The sequence below is a fragment of the Veillonella tobetsuensis genome (assembly GCF_002959935.1).
GTDB lineage: Bacteria > Bacillota > Negativicutes > Veillonellales > Veillonellaceae > Veillonella > Veillonella tobetsuensis.
This window is the reverse complement of sequence record NZ_PPDF01000014.1, coordinates 26,542-46,854: the sequence shown is the minus strand read 5'-3', so window position 1 is coordinate 46,854 and position 20,313 is coordinate 26,542. Positions and strand designations below refer to the sequence as shown.

22 protein-coding genes and 1 tRNA gene are annotated in these 20,313 nt (G+C 40.9%); 2 read left to right on the top strand and 21 right to left on the bottom strand.

The window, feature by feature from the left end:
• Nucleotides 1–75: 75 nt before the first annotated feature.
• The 9 genes from hydE to queF all read right to left on the bottom strand — a co-directional run bounded on the left by hydE (nucleotide 76) and on the right by queF (nucleotide 6,531).
• Nucleotides 76–1,194, bottom strand: a complete 1,119-nt coding sequence (hydE, locus tag VTHSUH11_RS09050) for a [FeFe] hydrogenase H-cluster radical SAM maturase HydE (RefSeq protein ID WP_105093438.1) — start codon at nucleotides 1,192–1,194, stop codon at nucleotides 76–78.
• A 4-nt stretch (nucleotides 1,195–1,198) separates the two neighbouring features.
• A complete protein-coding gene (locus tag VTHSUH11_RS09045) occupies nucleotides 1,199–1,930 on the bottom strand; it encodes a YaaA family protein (protein WP_105093437.1) in 732 nt (243 codons plus the stop codon).
• Entirely contained in the window at nucleotides 1,908–2,519 is a 612-nt protein-coding gene (locus VTHSUH11_RS09040; RefSeq protein ID WP_105093436.1) for a hypothetical protein, read from the bottom strand. The genes VTHSUH11_RS09045 and VTHSUH11_RS09040 overlap by 23 nt, the downstream gene beginning before the upstream one ends.
• A gap of 185 nt (nucleotides 2,520–2,704) precedes the next feature.
• Nucleotides 2,705–3,442 (bottom strand): hypothetical protein, encoded by a 738-nt coding sequence (locus tag VTHSUH11_RS09035; protein WP_105093435.1) that lies wholly within the window; start codon nucleotides 3,440–3,442, stop codon nucleotides 2,705–2,707.
• A 123-nt stretch (nucleotides 3,443–3,565) separates the two neighbouring features.
• Nucleotides 3,566–3,656: transfer RNA gene (locus VTHSUH11_RS09030), tRNA-Ser, on the bottom strand.
• Between the two features lie 50 nt (nucleotides 3,657–3,706).
• On the bottom strand, nucleotides 3,707–4,141 hold the full coding sequence (locus VTHSUH11_RS09025; protein ID WP_105093434.1) for a Dps family protein: 435 nt from the start codon (nucleotides 4,139–4,141) through the stop codon (nucleotides 3,707–3,709).
• 247 nt (nucleotides 4,142–4,388) lie between these two features.
• Entirely contained in the window at nucleotides 4,389–5,000 is a 612-nt protein-coding gene (epsC, locus tag VTHSUH11_RS09020) for a serine O-acetyltransferase EpsC (protein ID WP_059361374.1), read from the bottom strand.
• Between the two features lie 228 nt (nucleotides 5,001–5,228).
• Nucleotides 5,229–6,032 (bottom strand): hypothetical protein, encoded by an 804-nt coding sequence (locus VTHSUH11_RS09015; protein ID WP_105093433.1) that lies wholly within the window; start codon nucleotides 6,030–6,032, stop codon nucleotides 5,229–5,231.
• Nucleotide 6,033: 1 nt separating this feature from the next.
• Complete coding sequence (gene queF / locus VTHSUH11_RS09010; RefSeq protein WP_105093432.1) at nucleotides 6,034–6,531, bottom strand: preQ(1) synthase; 498 nt, start codon at nucleotides 6,529–6,531, stop codon at nucleotides 6,034–6,036.
• A 174-nt stretch (nucleotides 6,532–6,705) separates the two neighbouring features.
• Here queF and VTHSUH11_RS09005 point away from each other — a divergent pair, with 174 nt between their 5' ends.
• Nucleotides 6,706–7,401 (top strand): stalk domain-containing protein, encoded by a 696-nt coding sequence (locus tag VTHSUH11_RS09005; RefSeq protein WP_105093431.1) that lies wholly within the window; start codon nucleotides 6,706–6,708, stop codon nucleotides 7,399–7,401.
• 153 nt (nucleotides 7,402–7,554) lie between these two features.
• Nucleotides 7,555–7,758 (top strand): hypothetical protein, encoded by a 204-nt coding sequence (locus VTHSUH11_RS09580; protein ID WP_181143925.1) that lies wholly within the window; start codon nucleotides 7,555–7,557, stop codon nucleotides 7,756–7,758.
• Nucleotides 7,759–7,782: 24 nt separating this feature from the next.
• On the opposite strand, the gene VTHSUH11_RS08995 is transcribed toward VTHSUH11_RS09580, so the two are convergent.
• From VTHSUH11_RS08995 to hisJ, 12 genes are all read right to left on the bottom strand, one after another.
• Entirely contained in the window at nucleotides 7,783–9,405 is a 1,623-nt protein-coding gene (locus tag VTHSUH11_RS08995) for a translocation/assembly module TamB domain-containing protein (RefSeq protein WP_105093430.1), read from the bottom strand.
• A 109-nt stretch (nucleotides 9,406–9,514) separates the two neighbouring features.
• Complete coding sequence (locus tag VTHSUH11_RS08990) at nucleotides 9,515–11,347, bottom strand: carbon starvation CstA family protein (protein ID WP_105093429.1); 1,833 nt, start codon at nucleotides 11,345–11,347, stop codon at nucleotides 9,515–9,517.
• A gap of 196 nt (nucleotides 11,348–11,543) precedes the next feature.
• A complete protein-coding gene (gene hisH / locus VTHSUH11_RS08985; protein WP_105093428.1) occupies nucleotides 11,544–12,155 on the bottom strand; it encodes an imidazole glycerol phosphate synthase subunit HisH in 612 nt (203 codons plus the stop codon).
• Nucleotides 12,156–12,219: 64 nt separating this feature from the next.
• Complete coding sequence (gene hisC / locus VTHSUH11_RS08980; protein WP_105093427.1) at nucleotides 12,220–13,302, bottom strand: histidinol-phosphate transaminase; 1,083 nt, start codon at nucleotides 13,300–13,302, stop codon at nucleotides 12,220–12,222.
• A gap of 10 nt (nucleotides 13,303–13,312) precedes the next feature.
• Nucleotides 13,313–13,642, bottom strand: a complete 330-nt coding sequence (hisE, locus tag VTHSUH11_RS08975) for a phosphoribosyl-ATP diphosphatase (protein WP_059361352.1) — start codon at nucleotides 13,640–13,642, stop codon at nucleotides 13,313–13,315.
• Nucleotides 13,643–13,720: 78 nt separating this feature from the next.
• Nucleotides 13,721–14,035, bottom strand: a complete 315-nt coding sequence (gene hisI, locus VTHSUH11_RS08970) for a phosphoribosyl-AMP cyclohydrolase (protein ID WP_059361350.1) — start codon at nucleotides 14,033–14,035, stop codon at nucleotides 13,721–13,723.
• Between the two features lie 20 nt (nucleotides 14,036–14,055).
• On the bottom strand, nucleotides 14,056–14,814 hold the full coding sequence (gene hisF, locus VTHSUH11_RS08965) for an imidazole glycerol phosphate synthase subunit HisF (RefSeq protein ID WP_105093426.1): 759 nt from the start codon (nucleotides 14,812–14,814) through the stop codon (nucleotides 14,056–14,058).
• Entirely contained in the window at nucleotides 14,808–15,539 is a 732-nt protein-coding gene (gene hisA / locus VTHSUH11_RS08960; protein ID WP_105093425.1) for a 1-(5-phosphoribosyl)-5-[(5-phosphoribosylamino)methylideneamino]imidazole-4-carboxamide isomerase, read from the bottom strand. The genes hisF and hisA overlap by 7 nt, the downstream gene beginning before the upstream one ends.
• A gap of 69 nt (nucleotides 15,540–15,608) precedes the next feature.
• Nucleotides 15,609–16,208: an imidazoleglycerol-phosphate dehydratase HisB gene (gene hisB, locus VTHSUH11_RS08955; RefSeq protein ID WP_059361344.1), complete on the bottom strand. Its 600-nt coding sequence runs from the start codon at nucleotides 16,206–16,208 to the stop codon at nucleotides 15,609–15,611.
• A 54-nt stretch (nucleotides 16,209–16,262) separates the two neighbouring features.
• Nucleotides 16,263–17,540: a histidinol dehydrogenase gene (gene hisD / locus VTHSUH11_RS08950; RefSeq protein WP_105093424.1), complete on the bottom strand. Its 1,278-nt coding sequence runs from the start codon at nucleotides 17,538–17,540 to the stop codon at nucleotides 16,263–16,265.
• A gap of 128 nt (nucleotides 17,541–17,668) precedes the next feature.
• Nucleotides 17,669–19,273 (bottom strand): ATP phosphoribosyltransferase, encoded by a 1,605-nt coding sequence (gene hisG / locus VTHSUH11_RS08945; RefSeq protein WP_105093423.1) that lies wholly within the window; start codon nucleotides 19,271–19,273, stop codon nucleotides 17,669–17,671.
• Between the two features lie 141 nt (nucleotides 19,274–19,414).
• Nucleotides 19,415–20,281, bottom strand: coding sequence for a histidinol-phosphatase HisJ (hisJ, locus tag VTHSUH11_RS08940; protein WP_105093422.1), 867 nt, complete (start codon nucleotides 20,279–20,281; stop codon nucleotides 19,415–19,417).
• Nucleotides 20,282–20,313 lie beyond the last annotated feature (32 nt).

Sequence of the window (20,313 nt, the reverse complement as noted above, 5' to 3'; positions counted from 1 at the left end):
ATTGTTTCGACGCTAGAATATAAAAATCCTCTTTTTCCGAAAAACTTTTCTCGAAAAAAGAGGACTATTATACAACTAAAAGGATCCTGTCCGTTTACCGTAATGTTTAGAATCCCCATTTTGTTTCCAACCTACGGTGTCACCGATGGACATAACGCGACGCGTCAAGCAGTCTTTACATTGTTCTGCATTGTCGTCCACGCAAGGTTTATTATCGTATAGCAAATATTTTGCACGGTGTTCTGGAATCGTAATGATAGGCATCAAAATGTTCGCCCCAGCGGCTAAACCTTTTTCACGGCCCAGTTTATCCAGTGCTTGCAACGCTGTGGTAGCCGCAATGTTTACGTCTTTCAAGAATAAACGAGTCAACGCAATCATCTTAAGGCCTAGTTGAACGCGGCGGAGCTTGCCTTCTTTGTCATCGATGCCCATAGCTAAAGCCTCTTGGCCTAGTGGCGTGTCGTGATGCACTACATAAGGACCCATACCGATCATGTCGATATCCATGTCGCGATAGAACAAGATATCATTCACTAAATCTTCCTCCGTTTGACCAGGCAAGCCGATCATAACGCCCGTACCTACTTGGAAGCCTACGCGGCGCAAACGACGTAAGCATTCTACGCGCGTTTCAAAGGAGTGCAGTTCATCTTGAGGATGAATCTTGTAGTATAGTTCTTTATTTGTTGTTTCAATGCGCAATAAATAACGGCTCGCACCGGCTTCACGCATGCGGCGGTACGCCTCTTCGCTTTGTTCCCCTACGCACATCGTAATGCCAAGAGAACCATCGCCGATGGCCTTAATATCGCGAATGAGATCTACCACATAATCGACAAATATATCATCACTGCGTTCACCAGATTGTAGTGTAATAGAACCATATTCATGGTCATACGCCCACTGTGCCATCTTGATGATATCTTCACGATTCATATCAAAGCGTTCCGTCTTGTCATTTTCACGACGGATACCGCAGTAATTACAATTCTTAATGCATCGGTTCGAGAACTCGATGAGGCCCCGATAATAAGCTACAGGCTTTACATATTTCGCCTTCACTTCGTAAGCTTTTTTATAGATTAACTGCAACTCGTCTTCATCAGTTACAGACATGAGAAATCGTAGTTCCTCCTCGGTCAGCCATTCATCGCCGACGAGGTCTTTTGCAAGAATGTCTTGCACTTGCAAACAATCACTTCCTTTCGTAACGAACCGTCATCGATTCGCTTGGTATCGTAATGGATTCAATATCAGTAACGCAGATAAATCCATTAATTTCGCGTGGTAAATCTCGCACATGCTTCACGTGGTTCGTCAAACATGCGTGTGCCATCATACCACGACTCATTTTGGAGGACGTACTCATCTGTTTAAATGTATCGCCTCGTAATTCCCAAAATTCAACGGTTACCACCTTAGGATGGTTTACCATTTTGGCGTATTCTTTAGATGCTAGGTTTAGGATCCAATCTTCCTTGTGAAAGTATGCATCTACCGCTTCACGCCAAGTTTCATATAAATTAATCCCTACCTTATCGACCATATCTAATCGATAGTCTCTGATGCCCATCGTAGGCTCTACAACGCCATATAACGCAGACATGATAGCGAGATGATGTTCACCAAACGCCCTAGCCTCATTAGATAGCCCTGCCCAGTCTAAATATTTAAAGGCAATGCCATCGTAGCTTTCACAAGCATGACCCACTGGCTGCGCCTCAAAGTCTAGATAGAAGTCATAGAGGTCCTGTGCCTTATCAGCCTTGAGCTTGAGAGCCTTGCCAAGAGCTACCACATCAAGAGACTGCACATGTGTTAGAATCTTTTTCGTAATTTTTGGTTGAAATTCAGCCGCTAATGGAACCTTGACCGTTACATCAGAGGAAATCGTTTTTGTCTTACTAGGAGAGAGGACGATTTTCATGGGACAATTCCGCCTTAAGAGTTTCCTCTGTTAGGTTATCGATTAAATCAGGATTCCACAACATAAGAGGAACTGCCACAACATGTGTAGCCTTCATTTCTTTACATAAGTTAATACATTCTGCTAAGTATGGAGATTCATTATCATGAACATCACACACGATAACCACGTGGCGACCTTTGAGGTTAACCCCTTCGTAATCGATGCTTTCACCAGAAACAGTAAGCAATCCTGTTTCCAAACGGCCTTCACTCATATCGCTGACACGAGCCATCAAAATATGCTCTAACATGGTAGATACGGGTGTTACAACTGCGCCAGTGCCAATGAGAGCCTCTGGTTGTGCATGAACGATAACTGTTTTCTTGCGTTTATCCGTTCTAAACTCCATTAATGCATGTTCCAACGCAGAGAAGAACACAAATAATTGCCAAGGATCGAGAGAACCTGTTTGGAACATGTCGATAATCGTGCCATCTGGTTCAATATTAAGACGAGCCAATAACTCCTCACCAATATCGCGAACAACCTCGTTATAATCAGATTGTAATGGGGCATTTAAAATATGAGTTTCTTTTTCTGTTGCCATGAAAGCCTCCTAAAATACATATATAAACTGCTATACTAGCAAATTAAATTCTATCTTTTATTGTATCATATTTTATTCCTAAGAATATACTATATCAGGGCTTTTATAAGTAGATACAAAAAAGCCATTGCTACTGGTAACATCTACCAGTAGCAATGGCTTAAACAAACTCTAGAGTTATAGACTTATAACTTAAATGTTATCTCCGTTTGCATACGAGCATCTGATTTAGACTTATTATCCTTTGATCCAGTATAGCGAATACGCACATCATTCTTTACTTTAACGCGGGAGTCATCAATCTTAAATTTCTTCATTTTTTCTTTGATTTGCTCATCTGTTAACGCGCGCTCTTCAGGTTTTGCAACCTCATCATTAGCTTTATCAAGAGCCTCTTGTTGGGCCGCTGATACTTTTGTCTTGCCAGATTTTCTAGCTCTTTTTTCCTCTAATTTTTGGCGTCGTTCTTCTGTAATTTTCTTATCCCGTGCAATGCGGTAATCCATTACCTCACGCATATTCTCCTGATAGATGCGCAATGCAAATTGACGGTCATTTTCGTTCATTTGCTCCCGCTTTTCTACCACTTCATCAATAAGAGGCATCAACTCATCTTTTGTATAACTAGTACTGCCATCAAAAACAAAGCCATGTGTATCTGTAATAGCCCCATGTTTTATAAGTGTTTGCAGCGCTGTATACGTCCAATCATTTGGAGTTATCACATCTTGACTTACACGATGTGAAGATGAAGAAACTTTAACATCATCTGTATCAAAGCTAATACCATCTACTACAGGTCGTGCACTAGGGATTTCCACACTATTAGCATGAACTGTACCTAAAGTTGCCACAAAACATAATGCGCCTATACTTAAAGCACGGCGAATCATTGTTAAGCGATGTGTATATATTGTATTCATAAGAGTCTCCTTAAATTAAATTTTATACAATCTATTATAATCAATCAGATATGAATACGTCAACTCTATCCCTTTTCTTACTATAAAAAAAGCCCTCACATCAGACGATGTGAGGGCTCAGCATGGCGGAGGATTAGGGATTCGAACCCTAGCGACGGTAACCCGCCCTAACGATTTAGCAAACCGTCCTCTTCAGCCTCTTGAGTAATCCTCCATGCTTTACTGGGTAATCATATCATACCCAATAAGGCATTGTCAATTGAATTATTTCAACATAGATTCGATGAACCAAATTTGTTTTACATAATATGCAATGTGGTCTTCCATCATGTTGGAAAGCAAGAAGTTATCTTCTTCACCAGCGGACTTACGAATAGCAGCAGCTTGATCCTTCATATATTTGAAGTCGTGAAGTAAAATTTCAATAACTTTATGTTGAGGAATATCTTCTTGGCCTAACTCACCAATTTTTGCCAATTTAGCATATTCAGCAGAGTTTACCAATGGGAATTCACCTTGCATTTTTACATGTTCAGCTACGGCATCAAAGTATTCAAACGCTTCATCATAAATGGATTCCAGGTATTCATGGATAGATTTGAATTGTGGACCAGTTACGTTGAAATGAAGATTGTGTAATTTTACATTCCATACGGAAAGATCTGCTAAATATTGATTTACTTGTTGTACGTTTTTCATAATAATTACTCCTTTTTCATTTAATTCTCAATTACTATTTATCCTAACATCAGGATAAATCTAGTCGGCTTTTATGTTTGTTATTTATTTTTGTAATTTGTAATCAATATTGATTACATAATTATAATATCAATAATGATTTTTATTGTCAATAACTTTATCGATTATTTCAATAATACTTTTATGAAACAAAAAACCTCTTACCATCAGATATGCATCTAACAGCAAGAGGTCTAAGCCAGTCTATTTATATATAGTACTCTATGTAGTTTTCTGGATAAGGACTATCAGTAGACGCCCCATTGTTCGCACTTCTCCGAGGTTTGCGCACATACATATTTTCAGGATCCGTTTCAAAGATGACCATATCTTTAGGAATATCGTGTTTAATAACAAGATTACATCCAATTTTGGTGCGTGCCCCAATCGTAATATCCCCTAAAATTTTCGTACCTGTACCGATAAGCACTTCATCTTCTATAGTTGGATGGCGTTTCACCTTTTTAGAGGACATACCGCCTAAAGTTACTTGATGAAATAATGTTACATTATCCCCTACAATAGCCGTTTCACCTATAACAACACCCATACCATGGTCAATAAATAAGCCTCGACCAATGGTAGCTCCCGGATGAATTTCAATGCCTGTTACATGACGAGAATGAAGTGCTATACGGCGTGCCAATGTAGGCCATCCCGCTTTATAGAGACGATGTGCAAAGAAATGCCAAAACAAAGCTGTAATATGAGGATAGGTCCATAAAACCATCCATACATTTGATGCGGCTGGGTCAGAATCCATTACACGTTGAATATTATATTGAATTTTCCCCCATAATTCACGCAAACCTTGCATTATAACTACTCCATATCTACTTACCTAGCCTATCTCTCTTAGGCATTAAAAAGAAAACGCCCTTGGATGCTCCCAAGGGCGTAAGTCACGGTTTCATCTATCACCAAACTATACACCGGGTATAATCATTTGTACACTCTATAGATATATTCCTACTGTAACACCTAGGAATATATCTGTCAAGAATTTTGAACACCTTTAAAGTCCGCAGTTTACAGGAAATAACTGAGTTTATCGTATCTTACTAAGCGTGTTAATCACCGAATCCCACGTAATAGGCACCGTCATAATAGCTACGGCGATTCCTATCCATAAAAGACTACCCACGATAACTATAAGCCTAGAGAGCACAAACTGGAAAGCCCTACTATTGCCATATAAGATGATGTTCTTTCGTTCATGCAATACAATATATCCCCATAAAAAACCAGCCAAGGTATACGTTACAATATGTGGATCTAATATCAAATAAGAAACCACGTCTGGCATATGCTCTTTTCTAGATATAATTGGTGAAAGCAAGCCATTTACCTCAACGGCCCATAATTTATACCACAATAGCATCAAGATGGCAGGCCACATAGAACGCCATGTCATCCATAGAATATAACCATAATTTACCAAAGCCCCTGCCACTTGACCATGATACTTACGTAAATATCGTTCTATCCAAGAGTTTGAACTATGCCCTTGCTTCATTTGCAAAAAATAGAACTGAATATAACGTTCCCCATGTGTAATATCTACCAATCCTAATGTTTGTAATAGGACAAGAGCAAATATACCAATAGTGACAAGTTGAAACCATTCACTAAATAGCCAACTAGATGGCACCATACAGTCTGTAACAGCCATGTCGATACGCAATACTAATAGTATCAACGCTATGTAAGCGCTCCACCGTGTCCATCGGCTGTATGTATGTAGTGAACTATGACTACCAACGACAAGCGCTGCTGGATGTAATGACAACAACAGGCCAAATACAAAACAAAATATGAATGTCGAGATGGCCGCTATAAATTCGTAATTCATCTTAACGGTACGCTACGCGTTCAGGCTGCATATCGTGGAAATGAAGGCGCTCTTTCGCTGTCTTTTCCCAGTCTGTACCAGGCTTGCCGTAGTTTGCATATGGATCAATAGATAAACCACCACGCGGTGTAAACTTGCCCCACACTTCGATGTACTTAGGATTCATCAACTTAATCAAATCCTTCATGATGATATTAATGCAGTCCTCGTGAAAGTCCCCATGATTGCGGAAACTAAATAGATATAATTTCAAAGATTTGGACTCAACCATTTTCTTATCTGGCACATAAGAAATATAGATCGTTGCAAAATCTGGTTGACCTGTCATAGGGCACAAGCTTGTGAACTCAGGGCAGTTAAATTTTACAAAATAATCATTGTCTGGGTGTTTGTTATCAAACGCCTCTAACACCTGTGGTGCATAATCAGTAGGGTAATCGGTCTTGTGACCTAACATCGTTACCCCTTGTAACTCTTCTTGGGATCTGCCACTTGCCATGAGAAACCTCTTTCTATATACAATCATACTAAATAATATAATTAATACTTAATTATATCACATACCGCACGCTCTATTTTAATTGCACAAAATTAAAGTTTATAATAAAATATTCATATACACTTGGTAACATTACTACATTCAGAACAATATAACACCTTATGGAGGTCCCTTATGAAATTAAAACAGCTTATTTTATCTAGCATCGCTCTAGGTGCATTAGCTTTCACAGTAGGCATGGCACAACCAGCACATGCAGCAATCGGCATGGAATCCCCAGCACCAGCTCAAAATCTAGAGAAACCTGCATCCGTAACGACACAACATCATATTAACGTGGATGGCAAGGTATTAGAACCGGTGAAGGATCATCAAAACGTAACCTATGTAAACGGCCAACCGCTCGTAGCATTACGACAAGTATCGGAAGCATTAGGCTATAAGGTAGCGTGGGACACACCAACAAAAACGGCATTGGTAGATATGAGCATTGCCACACTAGCTATCCAGCCAGATCAAGCGCAAATCGTGAGAAAAGGCAAGTTGCAAATTATCAACCTTGATACATCCGAATCTATGCTACCTACACCACGCATGATAGATGGTCAATTATTCGTTAGCCCTAATGTCTTCAAATTATTATTAAATGATGTAAAAATCACGAAGGATGAAATCTTTATTGCTCCACAACGCATGCAACTTCAATCTACAACAAATACAGATGTAGTGCATACAAACGGAATTAATACATTCTTGCCACCATCTGACAAGGCGACTACAAAAGTAGAATCCAACACAAAAGCCACTACAAAGGACGAACCTTTAATCAAGGTTAAACGTACACAAACAACTGACAAAAACACAAAATAATACTACAACTAACAAAGCCCTTCGGACGCAACCGAAGGGCTTTAGCATATGTAAAACGGCGGTTTCATATTAATAGTCGCCGTTCCGTTAATCATATTTTATTTAAAGAAGACGTTGAACAAGTTTTGTAGCAAGGAAAGCAAAGAGCTAAGAATGTCTTGTGCTGTTTTGTCCGTAGAATTTGTATTTGTTGTGTTAACTGTTGTTACAGAACCAGCTGTTTTAGTAGGTTCTGCTGTTACTGTAGTTTTAGCAGCAGGCGCTGGTGTCACCGTAGTTGTTACAGGTTCCACAGGTGAAATTTTCTTTGTTATCAAAAATTCTGATAACAATTCGAATTGTATTATTAAGAGATAAATAGCGTATGAAAAATTTTAAACTTCATCGTATCTTAATGACTTTTAAACTGTCTGATATGCCATTAATCGATTCCTTTGCATCATTCAAGACGTCTTTTGTATCACTCGGCGGTCTTAACTCTACTTGATGTATCGATTTCGTATTGTCTGTAACACGTTTCATATTTTGACCGACTTGAGTTGTATCATTTTTGATGCGATTCATTGTATTACCTAGTTCATCGAAGGTATCCTCATCGTAAATGGCAAAATTACTTCCCCCATTGGATGTAATATTTAATGGCCCCAGTGTTAACTCCCCATTATCGATATGTAATGCATTCGTAGAAATTGTAGATATCGACGTATGTACCTTTACATCTGCAAAGGATAAATGTCGTCCTTGATTGTGAAAGCGTCCTGTAATCGACTGTATAGGGATTAAAATATACCGGCCTGCACCAGATGTAAAATCGCCCCATACGACCATATCCTTTGGCTGACCCTTGCTAGAAAAATTAAGATTGGCCGAGACTGGAACGGCAAAGTCCGGTGTTTTCAAGGCGATACTACTATCTACATCTGTGGCTACACCCGTCAACTCATAGGCACGAGTATCTAGATTATATATACCTTCTGCTTTTAGTTTGCCTCCAAATACATTGGCGTACACATCTTGAAATTTCAAGATGCCATCTTGGTACATCACATCGCCTACTACATTTTCAAAGGTTAACGCTGGAATTTTAAGAATCGGCATCGTAACCCGACCAGAGGCAAATGGTCTGTTAAAATCACCATTTACTCGTGTAAGCAAGGTCATCTTATCGTGAATACTATCACCAAAACCAAGTGATGCAGGATCTACGCCATATATGTTTAGATTCATATTTAGCGTAGGCATACGATGCTTTAGCACGTCCTTTAAATCAATACGCCCTTCTAAGGTAAGACCATCGCCAATGGCAGTACCACCGAATTTGCCTGTTTTCATGTCTACGCGAATGGCACGCTTTGTGTCAATATCAAACCGCGCATTAACATCGTTCATCACATAATGTCGATTCTTTTGGAATATTTCCAATTGGCAGTTTGAAAGCTTAACAATCGCATCGATATGTTGACCGTTCCAGTTAAAGTTACGCACCTTTTTGCCAAGTTCCTCTTGACGTTCTAACGTCGTTTTCTTAGGTGCTTTAGGCCATTGCGCTACCTCAGTTAAAGGCTTATTAACATCAGGGGATGCTGGCACAAAATCAACTCGATTATCATCATCCAAATCTACTACAATAACCGCATCATTTAATTCTATACCGCGAATAGCAGATGCTTTAAAATTACGGGTAATCACATCCCACATATTAACGCGTATCTTACCTGATGGAACAGACATCAACTGATGCCCCTCTTCATCGTTCCACTGTAAATCTTCAAAGGATATAGTCCCCCATGGGGTTGCAGTTAAACTAGCAACAGTAATGGTCCCTTTCATCATCGTCTGACGTGCTATTACCTCATTAAAAATGACCCCCATACCGCGACTAGCAACAGTGGCTAATATAGATATAATGATTACTGTAATGCCAATAAACGCAATGATGCCTAATATACCTCGCTTATATAGTTGTATATATTTGCTCCAATACGAGCGAATTCGTCTAGTCATACGTTTATTATAGCATTAAATTTTACAAAACCAATCATACTATAGATTTACAAATAGAAAACGCACCCACTAATGTGAGTGCGCTTTCGTTTAGTATAGCAAATCAGATTTATGCTTTTACGCCTTTGCCGTATTTTACAAGGCTTTCAGCCTCAATTTCGGCTTGTGTTCGATAATCTTGAGGAACATCAGACAAGCGAATCCAGCTGCGTACAGCTTCGATTAATACGATAAGAATCATGAGGAACATAGCAGCACTAAATGCTACTAGAATCCATTTACCAGCAGGAATGTAGCTGAAGAATACATTTTCATAGTCTGCAGCGATAGCAACGATAGCCATTAGGATACATGGAACACCTGTAACCCACGCATAGCGTTTGCGGCCAAGTCGCATGATAACGGTAGTACTTACGGCCAATGTCATGGTACCTAATAATTGGTTAGATACGCCGAATAGAGGCCAGATAATACCGATGTTACCTTGTAGAACTAAGTAGCCCCACAAGATACAAATCAAAGCTGCACAACCATATACACCAGGAACCCAATGTTGGTCGTTGAATTTAGGATGGAAATGACCTAATAATTCTTGAAGTAAGTAACGACCTACGCGAGTACCAGCATCGATCAAAGTCATGATGAACAATGCTTCGAACATAATACAGAAGTGATACCAGTAACCCATCAAGTGATCCATGTTAGGCAATCTGGAGAAGATATGAGCCATACCTACTGCAAGGGATACAGCGCCACCAGGACGGTGCATCAAGTCTTCACCAACCATTGCAGACAATGCTGGCAATTCATGAACTTGAAGTCCTAATGCCTTGAAGGATTCAACTGTGGAGTTAATAGCAAAGTAATCATCTGGATGCAATGCAGTCGCTGCGATCAACGCCATCATAGCGATGAAGCCTTCTGTTAACATCGCACCATAACCGATAGGCAAGATTTCTCTTTCATTAGTAAGCATTTTAGGTGTTGTACCTGTAGCAATTACTGTATGGAAACCAGATAAAGCACCACATGCAATCGTAATGAAGATGTAAGGGAATACAGAACCTTTCAATACAGGACCGCCACCCCAGATATATGGAGTAACAGCTGGCATTTGGATTTCAGGCATTACAACGATAATGCCAAGCGCCAAGGCGCCGATTGTACCGATTTTAAGGTATGTAGACAAATAATCACGAGGAGCAAGCAATAACCATACTGGTAATGCTGCAGCAAAGAAACCATACACAGCAAGCATAATTTCAATGGTTTGCAAATCATAGGTGAACCAGTGTGCATATTCACTAGCTGCTACGTTTGGACCATAAATAATAGCGGCAAAGATTAATGCTACACCGATGATTGTAGCCTCTTGGATTTTACCAGGGCGCAACCATTTCAAATAAATACCGATAAAAATAGCAATTGGAATGGTAGCGAATACGGAGAAGAACCCCCAAGGAGAGTTATGCAATGCGTTGGCTACTACTACGGCCATACCAGCGAGGGTGATAACCAATAGGAACAAGGTAGCAAGCATAGCACCAAAGCCAGCGAGTTTACTGATTTCTTCACGCGCAATATCCGCGATGGATTTACCATCATACCGAACTGATGCAAATAGAATAACCATATCGTGCACAGCACCTGCTACTACGGAACCAATTAGAATCCATAATGCGCCAGGTAAATAACCAAACTGTGCAGCGATAACTGGACCTACCAACGGTCCTGCGCCAGCAATAGCAGCAAAGTGATGACCAAAGGTAACCCATTTGTTTGTTGGCACATAATCATGACCATCATTGTGTATCATAGCCGGCGTAGGACGATACTGGTCCAACGTCAATACCTTCGCAGCTATGAAAACCCCATAAAAGCGGTATGCTAAAATCAGAATACACGCGGAGGCTATAACAAAGTAAATACCATTCATAACCATAAAGACACCTCCAATGTTCGTGACATCGGAGGTGCCGAATAAATATTTCTAATAAAACTAGGTCTCCAATGCCACTGTAGCTTATAAATTGATGAGTACTTACAATCTTATTGTATAACTAAACAAGGATATGTCAATTTACACTTTCTCATTCTAGATACTCATTATTCGTTAAAAGCATATATCGAAGACTATTTTATTTTTTTAATATGATATTTCCAAACGTACGCAACAAATCAAGCCCTACATTACCGCTTTTTTCAGGATGAAACTGCATGCCGTACACATTCCCCTTCTCTACAATACCGGGCACTTGAATGCCATAATCGGCTGTTGTTGTAATATATTGAGATTCGGTATCCACATAATAAGAGTGCACAAAGTATGTATATTTATCAGCCACATCAGAAAAAACGCTGTCTTTACGACATAATGTATTTTGATTCCATCCCATATGAGGAACGCGCAGGCCTAAATCACTGGGAATGGCTTTCACAGTGCCCGGAATAATTCCCAAGCCAGGTGTAGGACCGTATTCCTCAGATTCATCAAATAAGAGCTGCATACCAAGACAAATACCTAATAAAGGTATATTGCGGTCTACCACCTCGTGAATGACCTCGATAAGACCTCGTTCACGAAGGACGGAAACAGCCGATGCATAGGCGCCCACACCAGGTAGAATCACACCATCAGCCGCTAATATGGTGTCACGGTCAGCAGTCAACACCGCATCAAGTCCGATATGTTGTAATGCTTTTTGTACATTAAATGTATTACCAGCATCATAATCAATTATGGCGATCATAGTGATATCCTTTCTTTTACGCCTATAAAAATCATAATATACATCGCTATATAATCGATTTATATTATTGGCGTGCCATATAGTCTTTCAAAATAGAGCGCATAATAACACCATCGTCTGCAGGTGGCAATGTTACACGAAGCCAATTTTCTCGTTGTCCACGTCGCACTTGATAGCCCTTAGCAAGCCACTCATCAGCGAGGGCCTCTGCATTAGGTACGGACATAAAGATAAAGTTAGCACCACTCTTATAGTAAGTCGCTTTTACCTCATCTAAGGTCTGTTCCCATAAATCGCGTTCTACCGCATTTTTTCTAACCGTAGCACGCAAGAATTCTTGGTCCTCAAACGCCGCCTCTGCAGCCACCTGAGACAAGGTATTCAAATTATACGGCAAGCGAATCGTTTGAATATAATTCGCTAATTCAGCGCTACTCATCATATAGCCTACGCGGTAGTTCGCAAGACCATAAGCCTTAGAGAAGGTGCGCATGATACATACATTAGGAAATTCATCAAGTAACACTCGTGCGGTAGGCACCTCAACAGAGGTTACAAAATCTATGTATGCTTCGTCGATGATAACTAACACATTATCTGGCAATGTACCTATGAATTTACGAATATCTTCAACAGATTCATAGGTACCTGTTGGATTATTAGGGTTACAAATCCATACGAGGCGTGTTGTATCATCTACGGCCTTACGCATAGCACCGAAATCATACTGACCGGTTGCTTCGATACAAGGCACTTCGCGAATCACAGCACCTTCCACAAGACCATTAAGGCCGTACTCAGAAAAAGCGGGCACACTGATAACGATAGAATCACCGGCATTGATAAATGTTTTATTTACCATGGAAATCACTTCATCAAGGCCGACGCCGATAACCAGTTGATTTTCCTCTACATTCCAATAGTTTGCCAATTTAGCCCGCAAAGCTGATGCATTACCATCTGGATATAAGTTAGCATCATTGTTAACTACATAATCAAGCACTGCCTCACGCACCTTTGGCGATGTACCATAAGGATTCTCATTGGCAGACAATCGCACAAGACGATCTACGCCGAGGCGTGCCTTTACAGACTCTGCAGGCTCCTCAGGCACATAGGGCTTTAATTGGCCAATAATCTTCTTCATACTATACTCCTTACAAATCTGTAATCGCTTTGCGCTCCGCTGTTTTACTCACCACGCCCTCGCGGCTTGCCAACTCTTCTAAAATCGCTTCATAAGGAACGCCCTTTTCCACCAATAATACGAGCAAATGATACAATACATCCGCCGTTTCGTACACTAGCTCTTGAGTGTCTTCATTTTTCGCAGCGATGACAACCTCTGTCGCTTCTTCGCCCACCTTTTTCAAGATTTTGTCGAGCCCTTTATCGAATAAATAATTCGTATAGGATCCTTCTTTCGGCGTTTCTTTACGCCCTTTAATGATGGCGTATAATTCCTCTAATGTTTGTTCATGGGCCATATCTATTCTCCTTTGTGAAAGCTAACGCCTTTGCGCCACTTCACATCATATAACAAATATATCGCTTCTTTTATATTCCTAGGCTTCTACATCATTGAAAAAGCAGCTCACAGCCCCCGTATGACACGCTGGACCTTCTGCCTTAACGAGTACAAGCAATGTATCTCCATCACAGTCGAGCTTCATATCCACAACATGCTGTACATTGCCGCTAGTACCACCCTTGTGCCATAACTCCTGACGAGAACGGGACCAGAACCAAGTTTCCTTGGTTTCTAGCGTTTTGTGAAAGCTCTCTTCGTTCATCCACGCCACCATAAGTACTTCTTTAGTTATACTATCTTGCACAACGGTTGGCAGCAAGCCACCACCCTTATTAAAATCTGGTTTCATGTATACTACAATCTCCTAATCTATCTAACAGCAATACCGGCTGCTTTAAGTTGTGATTTCAAGTCGGGAATACTGATTTCACCAAAATGGAATATAGACGCTGCTAGAGCACCAGTAACACCGGTTTTGGTGAATACATCGATAAAATCCTCCACTGTACCAGCACCACCAGAGGCGATAATCGGTACATCTACAACCTCTTCTAAGGCTTTGTATAATTTGATATCAAAGCCGGATTTAGTGCCATCCTTATCCATGCTAGTAACCAATAGCTCACCAGCGCCACGGCTCACCGCTTCTTTAGCCCACGCTAGGGCTTCCCAATCACTACGATTGCGACCACCATGGGTATACACATACCATTTACCTGTCTCAGGATCCGTCTTTACATCAATAGCAACAACCATGCATTGATTACCAAACTTTTGAGCACCTTCACTTATGAGTTCTGGTCGTGCTAAAGCGGCTGAATTAAGAGACACCTTATCGGCACCTGCTTTCAGCAATGCGCTCATATCATCTACGGTTTTAATACCACCACCTACGGTGAGAGGCATGAATACGTGTTTTGAAATATCTGTCACCACATCACGCATCGTCGTGCGCCTGTCTACGGTTGCCGTAATATCTAGGAATACGAGCTCATCCGCCCCTTGTTCCTCATAGGTAGCAGAAATATCTACAGGACTACCTACATCGACGAGGTTTACAAAGTTGACACCCTTTTTAACGCGCCCATTATCTACATCCAAACAAGGAATAATCCGTTTTGCTAACATGATGGATTCTCCTTATTAAATGCAGCAATTTCCTCTAATGTAATAGTACCTTCGTATAATGCTTTGCCTACGATGCTGTCTACAACACCGCATTTTTCAAGGTTTTTAATATCTTCCAAATTACGGACACCGCCTGAGGCAACGATACGAGCGGTTGGAAATTGGTCTTGCAAAGAACCAAGCAATGCTTCATTAGCCCCTTGCATGGTACCATCTCGATCCACATCGGTAACGATAAAATACTTCGCTCCTGCGGCCACCATTGCACCGATAAGGTCGGTCATAGGCACATCAGATTGGTCGAGCCAACCTTCTGCAGCAACCTTACCATCTTTGCCATCTACTCCGATAACAATGCGTTCTGCACCATATTCAGCAACAACCTCTTTTGTCAGCTCTGGATTTTTAAGGGCTACGGAACCGAGGATTACACGGTTTACGCCCATTTCTAAATATAAATCTACGGCCGCTTTGTCGCGAATACCGCCACCTATTTCTAGAATTCCTGTAAATGCAGCACGTACATTTTTGACGATATCTACATTGACTGGTTTTCCCGCCTTTGCCCCATCTAAGTCGACGAGGTGCAAAGCGCCAACGCCAGCAGATTCGTATTGTGATGCTTGGTCTACTGGATTTGGATTGATGATGGTTTCCTTCGCAAAGTCACCTTTGTAAAGGCGAACGCTGCGACCATCTTGTAAATCTATAGCTGGAAAAATCATAGAATCTCCTTTATTTACGAACCTTGCAACAATCATAAGGCTTTGTTTTCACAATCTACAAGACCCCTATTAAATCATGCCCTTTGTAGAGTTAACACCTTGAATATCTGGATTAATGGTAACCGCCTTACGCAATGCACGGCCCGTAGCCTTAAACATGCTTTCAATAATATGATGCGTATTGCGACCATATTCGTTGCGCACATGTAAGTTCATGGCACCACTCACAGCCAAGGCTTGGAAGAAATCCTCTACCAATTCTGTTTCAAAATTACCACCCAATACAGGAGTCGTAAACTCGCCATTAAACACAAGGTATGGACGGCCACTAAGGTCGATAACAACCTGTGTCAACGCTTCATCCATAGGCACCCACGCGTCTCCATAACGCTCGATACCCGCCTTGTCACCAAGGGCCTGTGTCAATGCTTGCCCTAAGGTCAATGCAATATCCTCTACCGTATGATGCGCATCCACGTACGTATCGCCTACGGCTTTTACAGCAAGACCAAAACGGCCATGCTTTGCCAACAAATGGAGCATATGGTCAAGGAAACCGATGCCTGTATCAACCTGAATCTCTTGATTGCCATCTAACGTAAGTGTAATTGTAATATCTGTTTCGCCCGTCTTACGAGTTACCGTAGCAGACCGATTTGTTCTCATCATACTATCCTCTTTATTACCTAAGAGCTCCCATAAAGGTTTGCTCCATTCACACAACTAATCTTCGAAACGCACCTCGATAGCACGAGCATGGGCTTCAAGGCCTTCTGTACGAGCCAAGGTAGTAATATCCTTCGCCACCTCTTGTAAGCGTTCACGGCTAAATTGAGTAAAGGAAATGCGTTTTACGAAATCGTACACACCAAGTGGGGACGAGAATTTTGCAGTACCGCTCGTAGGTAATACGTGATTTGTGCCACCTACATAGTCGCCCAATGGTTCAGATGCATATCTGCCAAGAAATACGGAACCGGCATTTTCGACCATGCTCATGTATTCCATAGGGTCCGGTAATTGAATTTCCAAATGTTCTGGCGCTACTTCGTTCATCACAGTAAACATATCTTCTACGCTATCCATAACAGCAATATAGCTATTGTTTTCGATAGCTGGACGAGCAATACTTTCACGAGGTAATTGTGAAAGTTGACGTTCCACCTCATCAGATACGAGTTGTGCTAGTTTTTCACTATTGGTAACCATAATAGCGCGAGCTCGTGGATCATGTTCTGCTTGGGACAATAAATCCGCGGCTAAGTGAACAGGGTTGGCACTATCATCCGCGATGACACCGATTTCACTAGGACCTGCAATCATGTCGATATCAACTTGACCAAATACTTGGCGCTTGGCAGTGGCCACATAAATATTGCCAGGACCTACAATTTTATCTACCTTTGGAATTTGTTCCGTACCATATGCAAGAGCTGCTACACCTTGAGCACCACCTACTTGGTATACCGCATCAACGCCAGCTAATTTTGCAGCACCTAATACAGCAGGGTTAATACCATCCTTTTGCGGTGGTGTAACCATGATGATTTCCTTAACTCCTGCGATTTTTGCCGGCAACGCAGTCATCATAATCGTAGATGGATATGCTGCTGTACCGCCCGGAACATAGAGGCCCACACGTGCCAATGGCGTTACCTTTTGACCACGTGTAATGCCCGGTGTATCCATATCTACAAAGCCTTGTTCTATTTCACGGCTGTGAAATTCGGTAATATTTTTCTTTGCTACCAATAAAGCGTGTTTTAAATCTTCTGGCAAATTATCCCATGCCTCATCAATAATGGATTGATCCACCTTGAAATCATCTAGCTTTACACCATCGAATTGTTCAGAATACTCACGTAGCGCAGCATCTCCATTGGTGCGTACATTTTCAATGATGTCGTATACACGGCGCTCGATTTCCATATCTGTTGTTTGTTGTGTATATTGACGGACAATGCTAAGCATTGCATCAAGTGATTCTTTGTAAATTTTCATCGTATGTCCTCATTTCAAACTATGTATGTCTATACTTCTATTGTAAACGTTTCTCATCATATCACGATAGAATATATTTCTATTTCTTTCTCGATATAGTATATGTATTTCTTATCGATACAGTACATTTATTTCTTATCGATAGCCGCTTGTAATTGGTCAATCAACGCAAAGATGGTATTTCTTTTTTGTTTTAATGCCAATGGATTCGCCACTAACCGCGTAGAGATTGGTTGGAGCCAATCATAAATTTTAAGATTATTTTCTCGAAGGGTTGTGCCTGTTTCTGTAATATCTACGATGGCATCAGCAAGGCCTACGAGGGGCGCCAATTCAACGGAGCCTTCAATTTTGATGATTTCTACGTCTTGAGAACCAAAATATTGCTTTGTAACAGTTGGATATTTAGTACCAATCCGATGACGTCTACCTTCCTTAGGATCATAGCCCTCTAAGGAGGCCAATATAAATTGACATTGGCCCGTTTTCAAATCTAGCATTTCATAAGATGTATTATCTTGTTCATCCAGTACATCACTACCAACGATGCCTAAATCAACAACACCATTATTCAAATAGGTTGTTACATCAGGACCTTTCGCAAGAATAACCTCGATGCTATCACCTAATGGAATAATCAACTTACGAGCTTTGTTGCGTAGCGGCTCACAATCTACACCACACGATTCCAAGAGAGGAATGAAATCCTTTTCCACACGACCCTTCGTCAAGGCAATACGCAATTTACCATTGTCTTTTGTATTGCTTTCACCTTGTACAAGAACCTCTGTAAGGACATCAATGTTGAAAGCCATCCCCACAGACGGCATTGGCGTTCCATCAAAGCCAGATAGTAAGCCATCATAGCGACCACCGCTGACGATATATTGAGATACGCCATCTACATAACCTCTGAAGGTAAGGCCTGTATAGTAGGATTGAAGCGGCTCTGTAGAGACATCAATGCGAACCTGTTGTCCTGTAGCCTCGATTTGACCAGCTAAATCCATAAGACTATCTAAAATACGTTGCGCCCCAGCCGGCAAGATGACTTGAGTGAGCTCATTTTTGATGTCATTTACAGTACCGAATAAACGAGGCCAAATCGTAAGGAATGGATAGAGTGCATTATTTTTAAACTCGCTGATTAATTCATTATATCGTGGCAAATATTTTGTAAATAACGCATCGAGCAAATCTGATCTTTCACCATCAGTCAATCCTAGTGCATCCGTAATGGCGCGAGAAAAACGAGCATCACCAATCTCTAACAACAATGTATTATTTAGCTGGGACTCGTTTACCTCTTTGATGATATTAAAACATTCTAGCTCGGCCTCAATACCTTCGTACCCTACCATTTCGATACCACCTTGTGTAACTTGGTTGATATCACCGCGGTGCTGTTTATTTTTCATCAACACATCACCAAGATAGTAGAACTTACGAGGCAATTCAATATTCGTTGTTGCTAGGAAGCGACCGATAGGCATAGTCAGATCAGGACGGATGACCACAGATGCATCAGAACTGCCAAAGAATTCGTACATATGTTGACCACAGCCTAATGTGTAACCATTGAACACATCTTTATATTCTACGAGAGGTGTAGAGATTTTTGTGTATTGACGATTGCGACAAAGGCTGAGCAAATATTGACTGACATCATCCTTGCGCTCCGCTACAGCCCCTATATCATCACGAAAACCTGTAGGCAACTGTTTCTGTACCATGAGAATCATCCTTTCTATTAACTATCCTAATATTACTATTTTAAATATATAGACTCTTTTAGATTTTATCACTTTATCACGCTAAAGCATAAAACTATAATAATACTCCTCTATAGAATTGTCAATAGAGGAGTATTATATCTAATCCCAAACCTTTGCTACATCCGCCACACTATGTGCATCAGAGCCCAACACAAAGGGAACCCCAATAATAGCGGCCATGCCTTGGATAAAGCGACTTGGATACATTTCACCGCAGTCCGGTTTAAAGAACCCGCTCATATTATAGTCTAACTCACGACCTTGAACGCGCATAATATGTAATATATCGCTCACTAATTGAGCATTTCGTTTATCTAAATGGTGTTCAAAACCGAAATGGTGTTGGTATTTCTTAATTAAATCAAAATGACCAATCCGCTTAGGCGTATAGGCACCTAAATCAGCACGTACCGCTTGGCGAATGATACTAAAGTATTTATAGTACAGTTCACTTTGGTTAAACATCCAAGGGGCAAAACCCTTTGCAAATTCATCTGTATTATAATCAACACAGTAGTATTTTCCACCTATGCCATCCATAAAGTGAACAGATAGTATATTATCATCCGTCAATGGACCATAACGATCAAGAAAGTCTTGGATATCACTTTCAAAGCCAGGAATATAATCTACCTCAAAACCTAATGAAATATCGATATGCGTACCATAGGCACGTTGTAATTCACGACCCAATTCAAGATAAGAATCCACTTGATTGAGTTTAAGAGACGCCGTATCATAGGCAATCTTATCACCGCCATACTCAGCCTCAAAGGCCTTTGGTAACGGAGCATGCTCTGTTAAACACACCTTTTCGATACGCAATTCAATGGCTTTTTCAATCATCAATGCCGTTCTATCACCGCTACCATGTGGACATAATTCAGTATGAAAATGACCATCTACCAATCGGCTACGATACGTACTATTGCCTATGAACTGCCGTTCTGCTTTCATATTTATCATAACTACCTAACCCCTATCTATGTGGAACATAT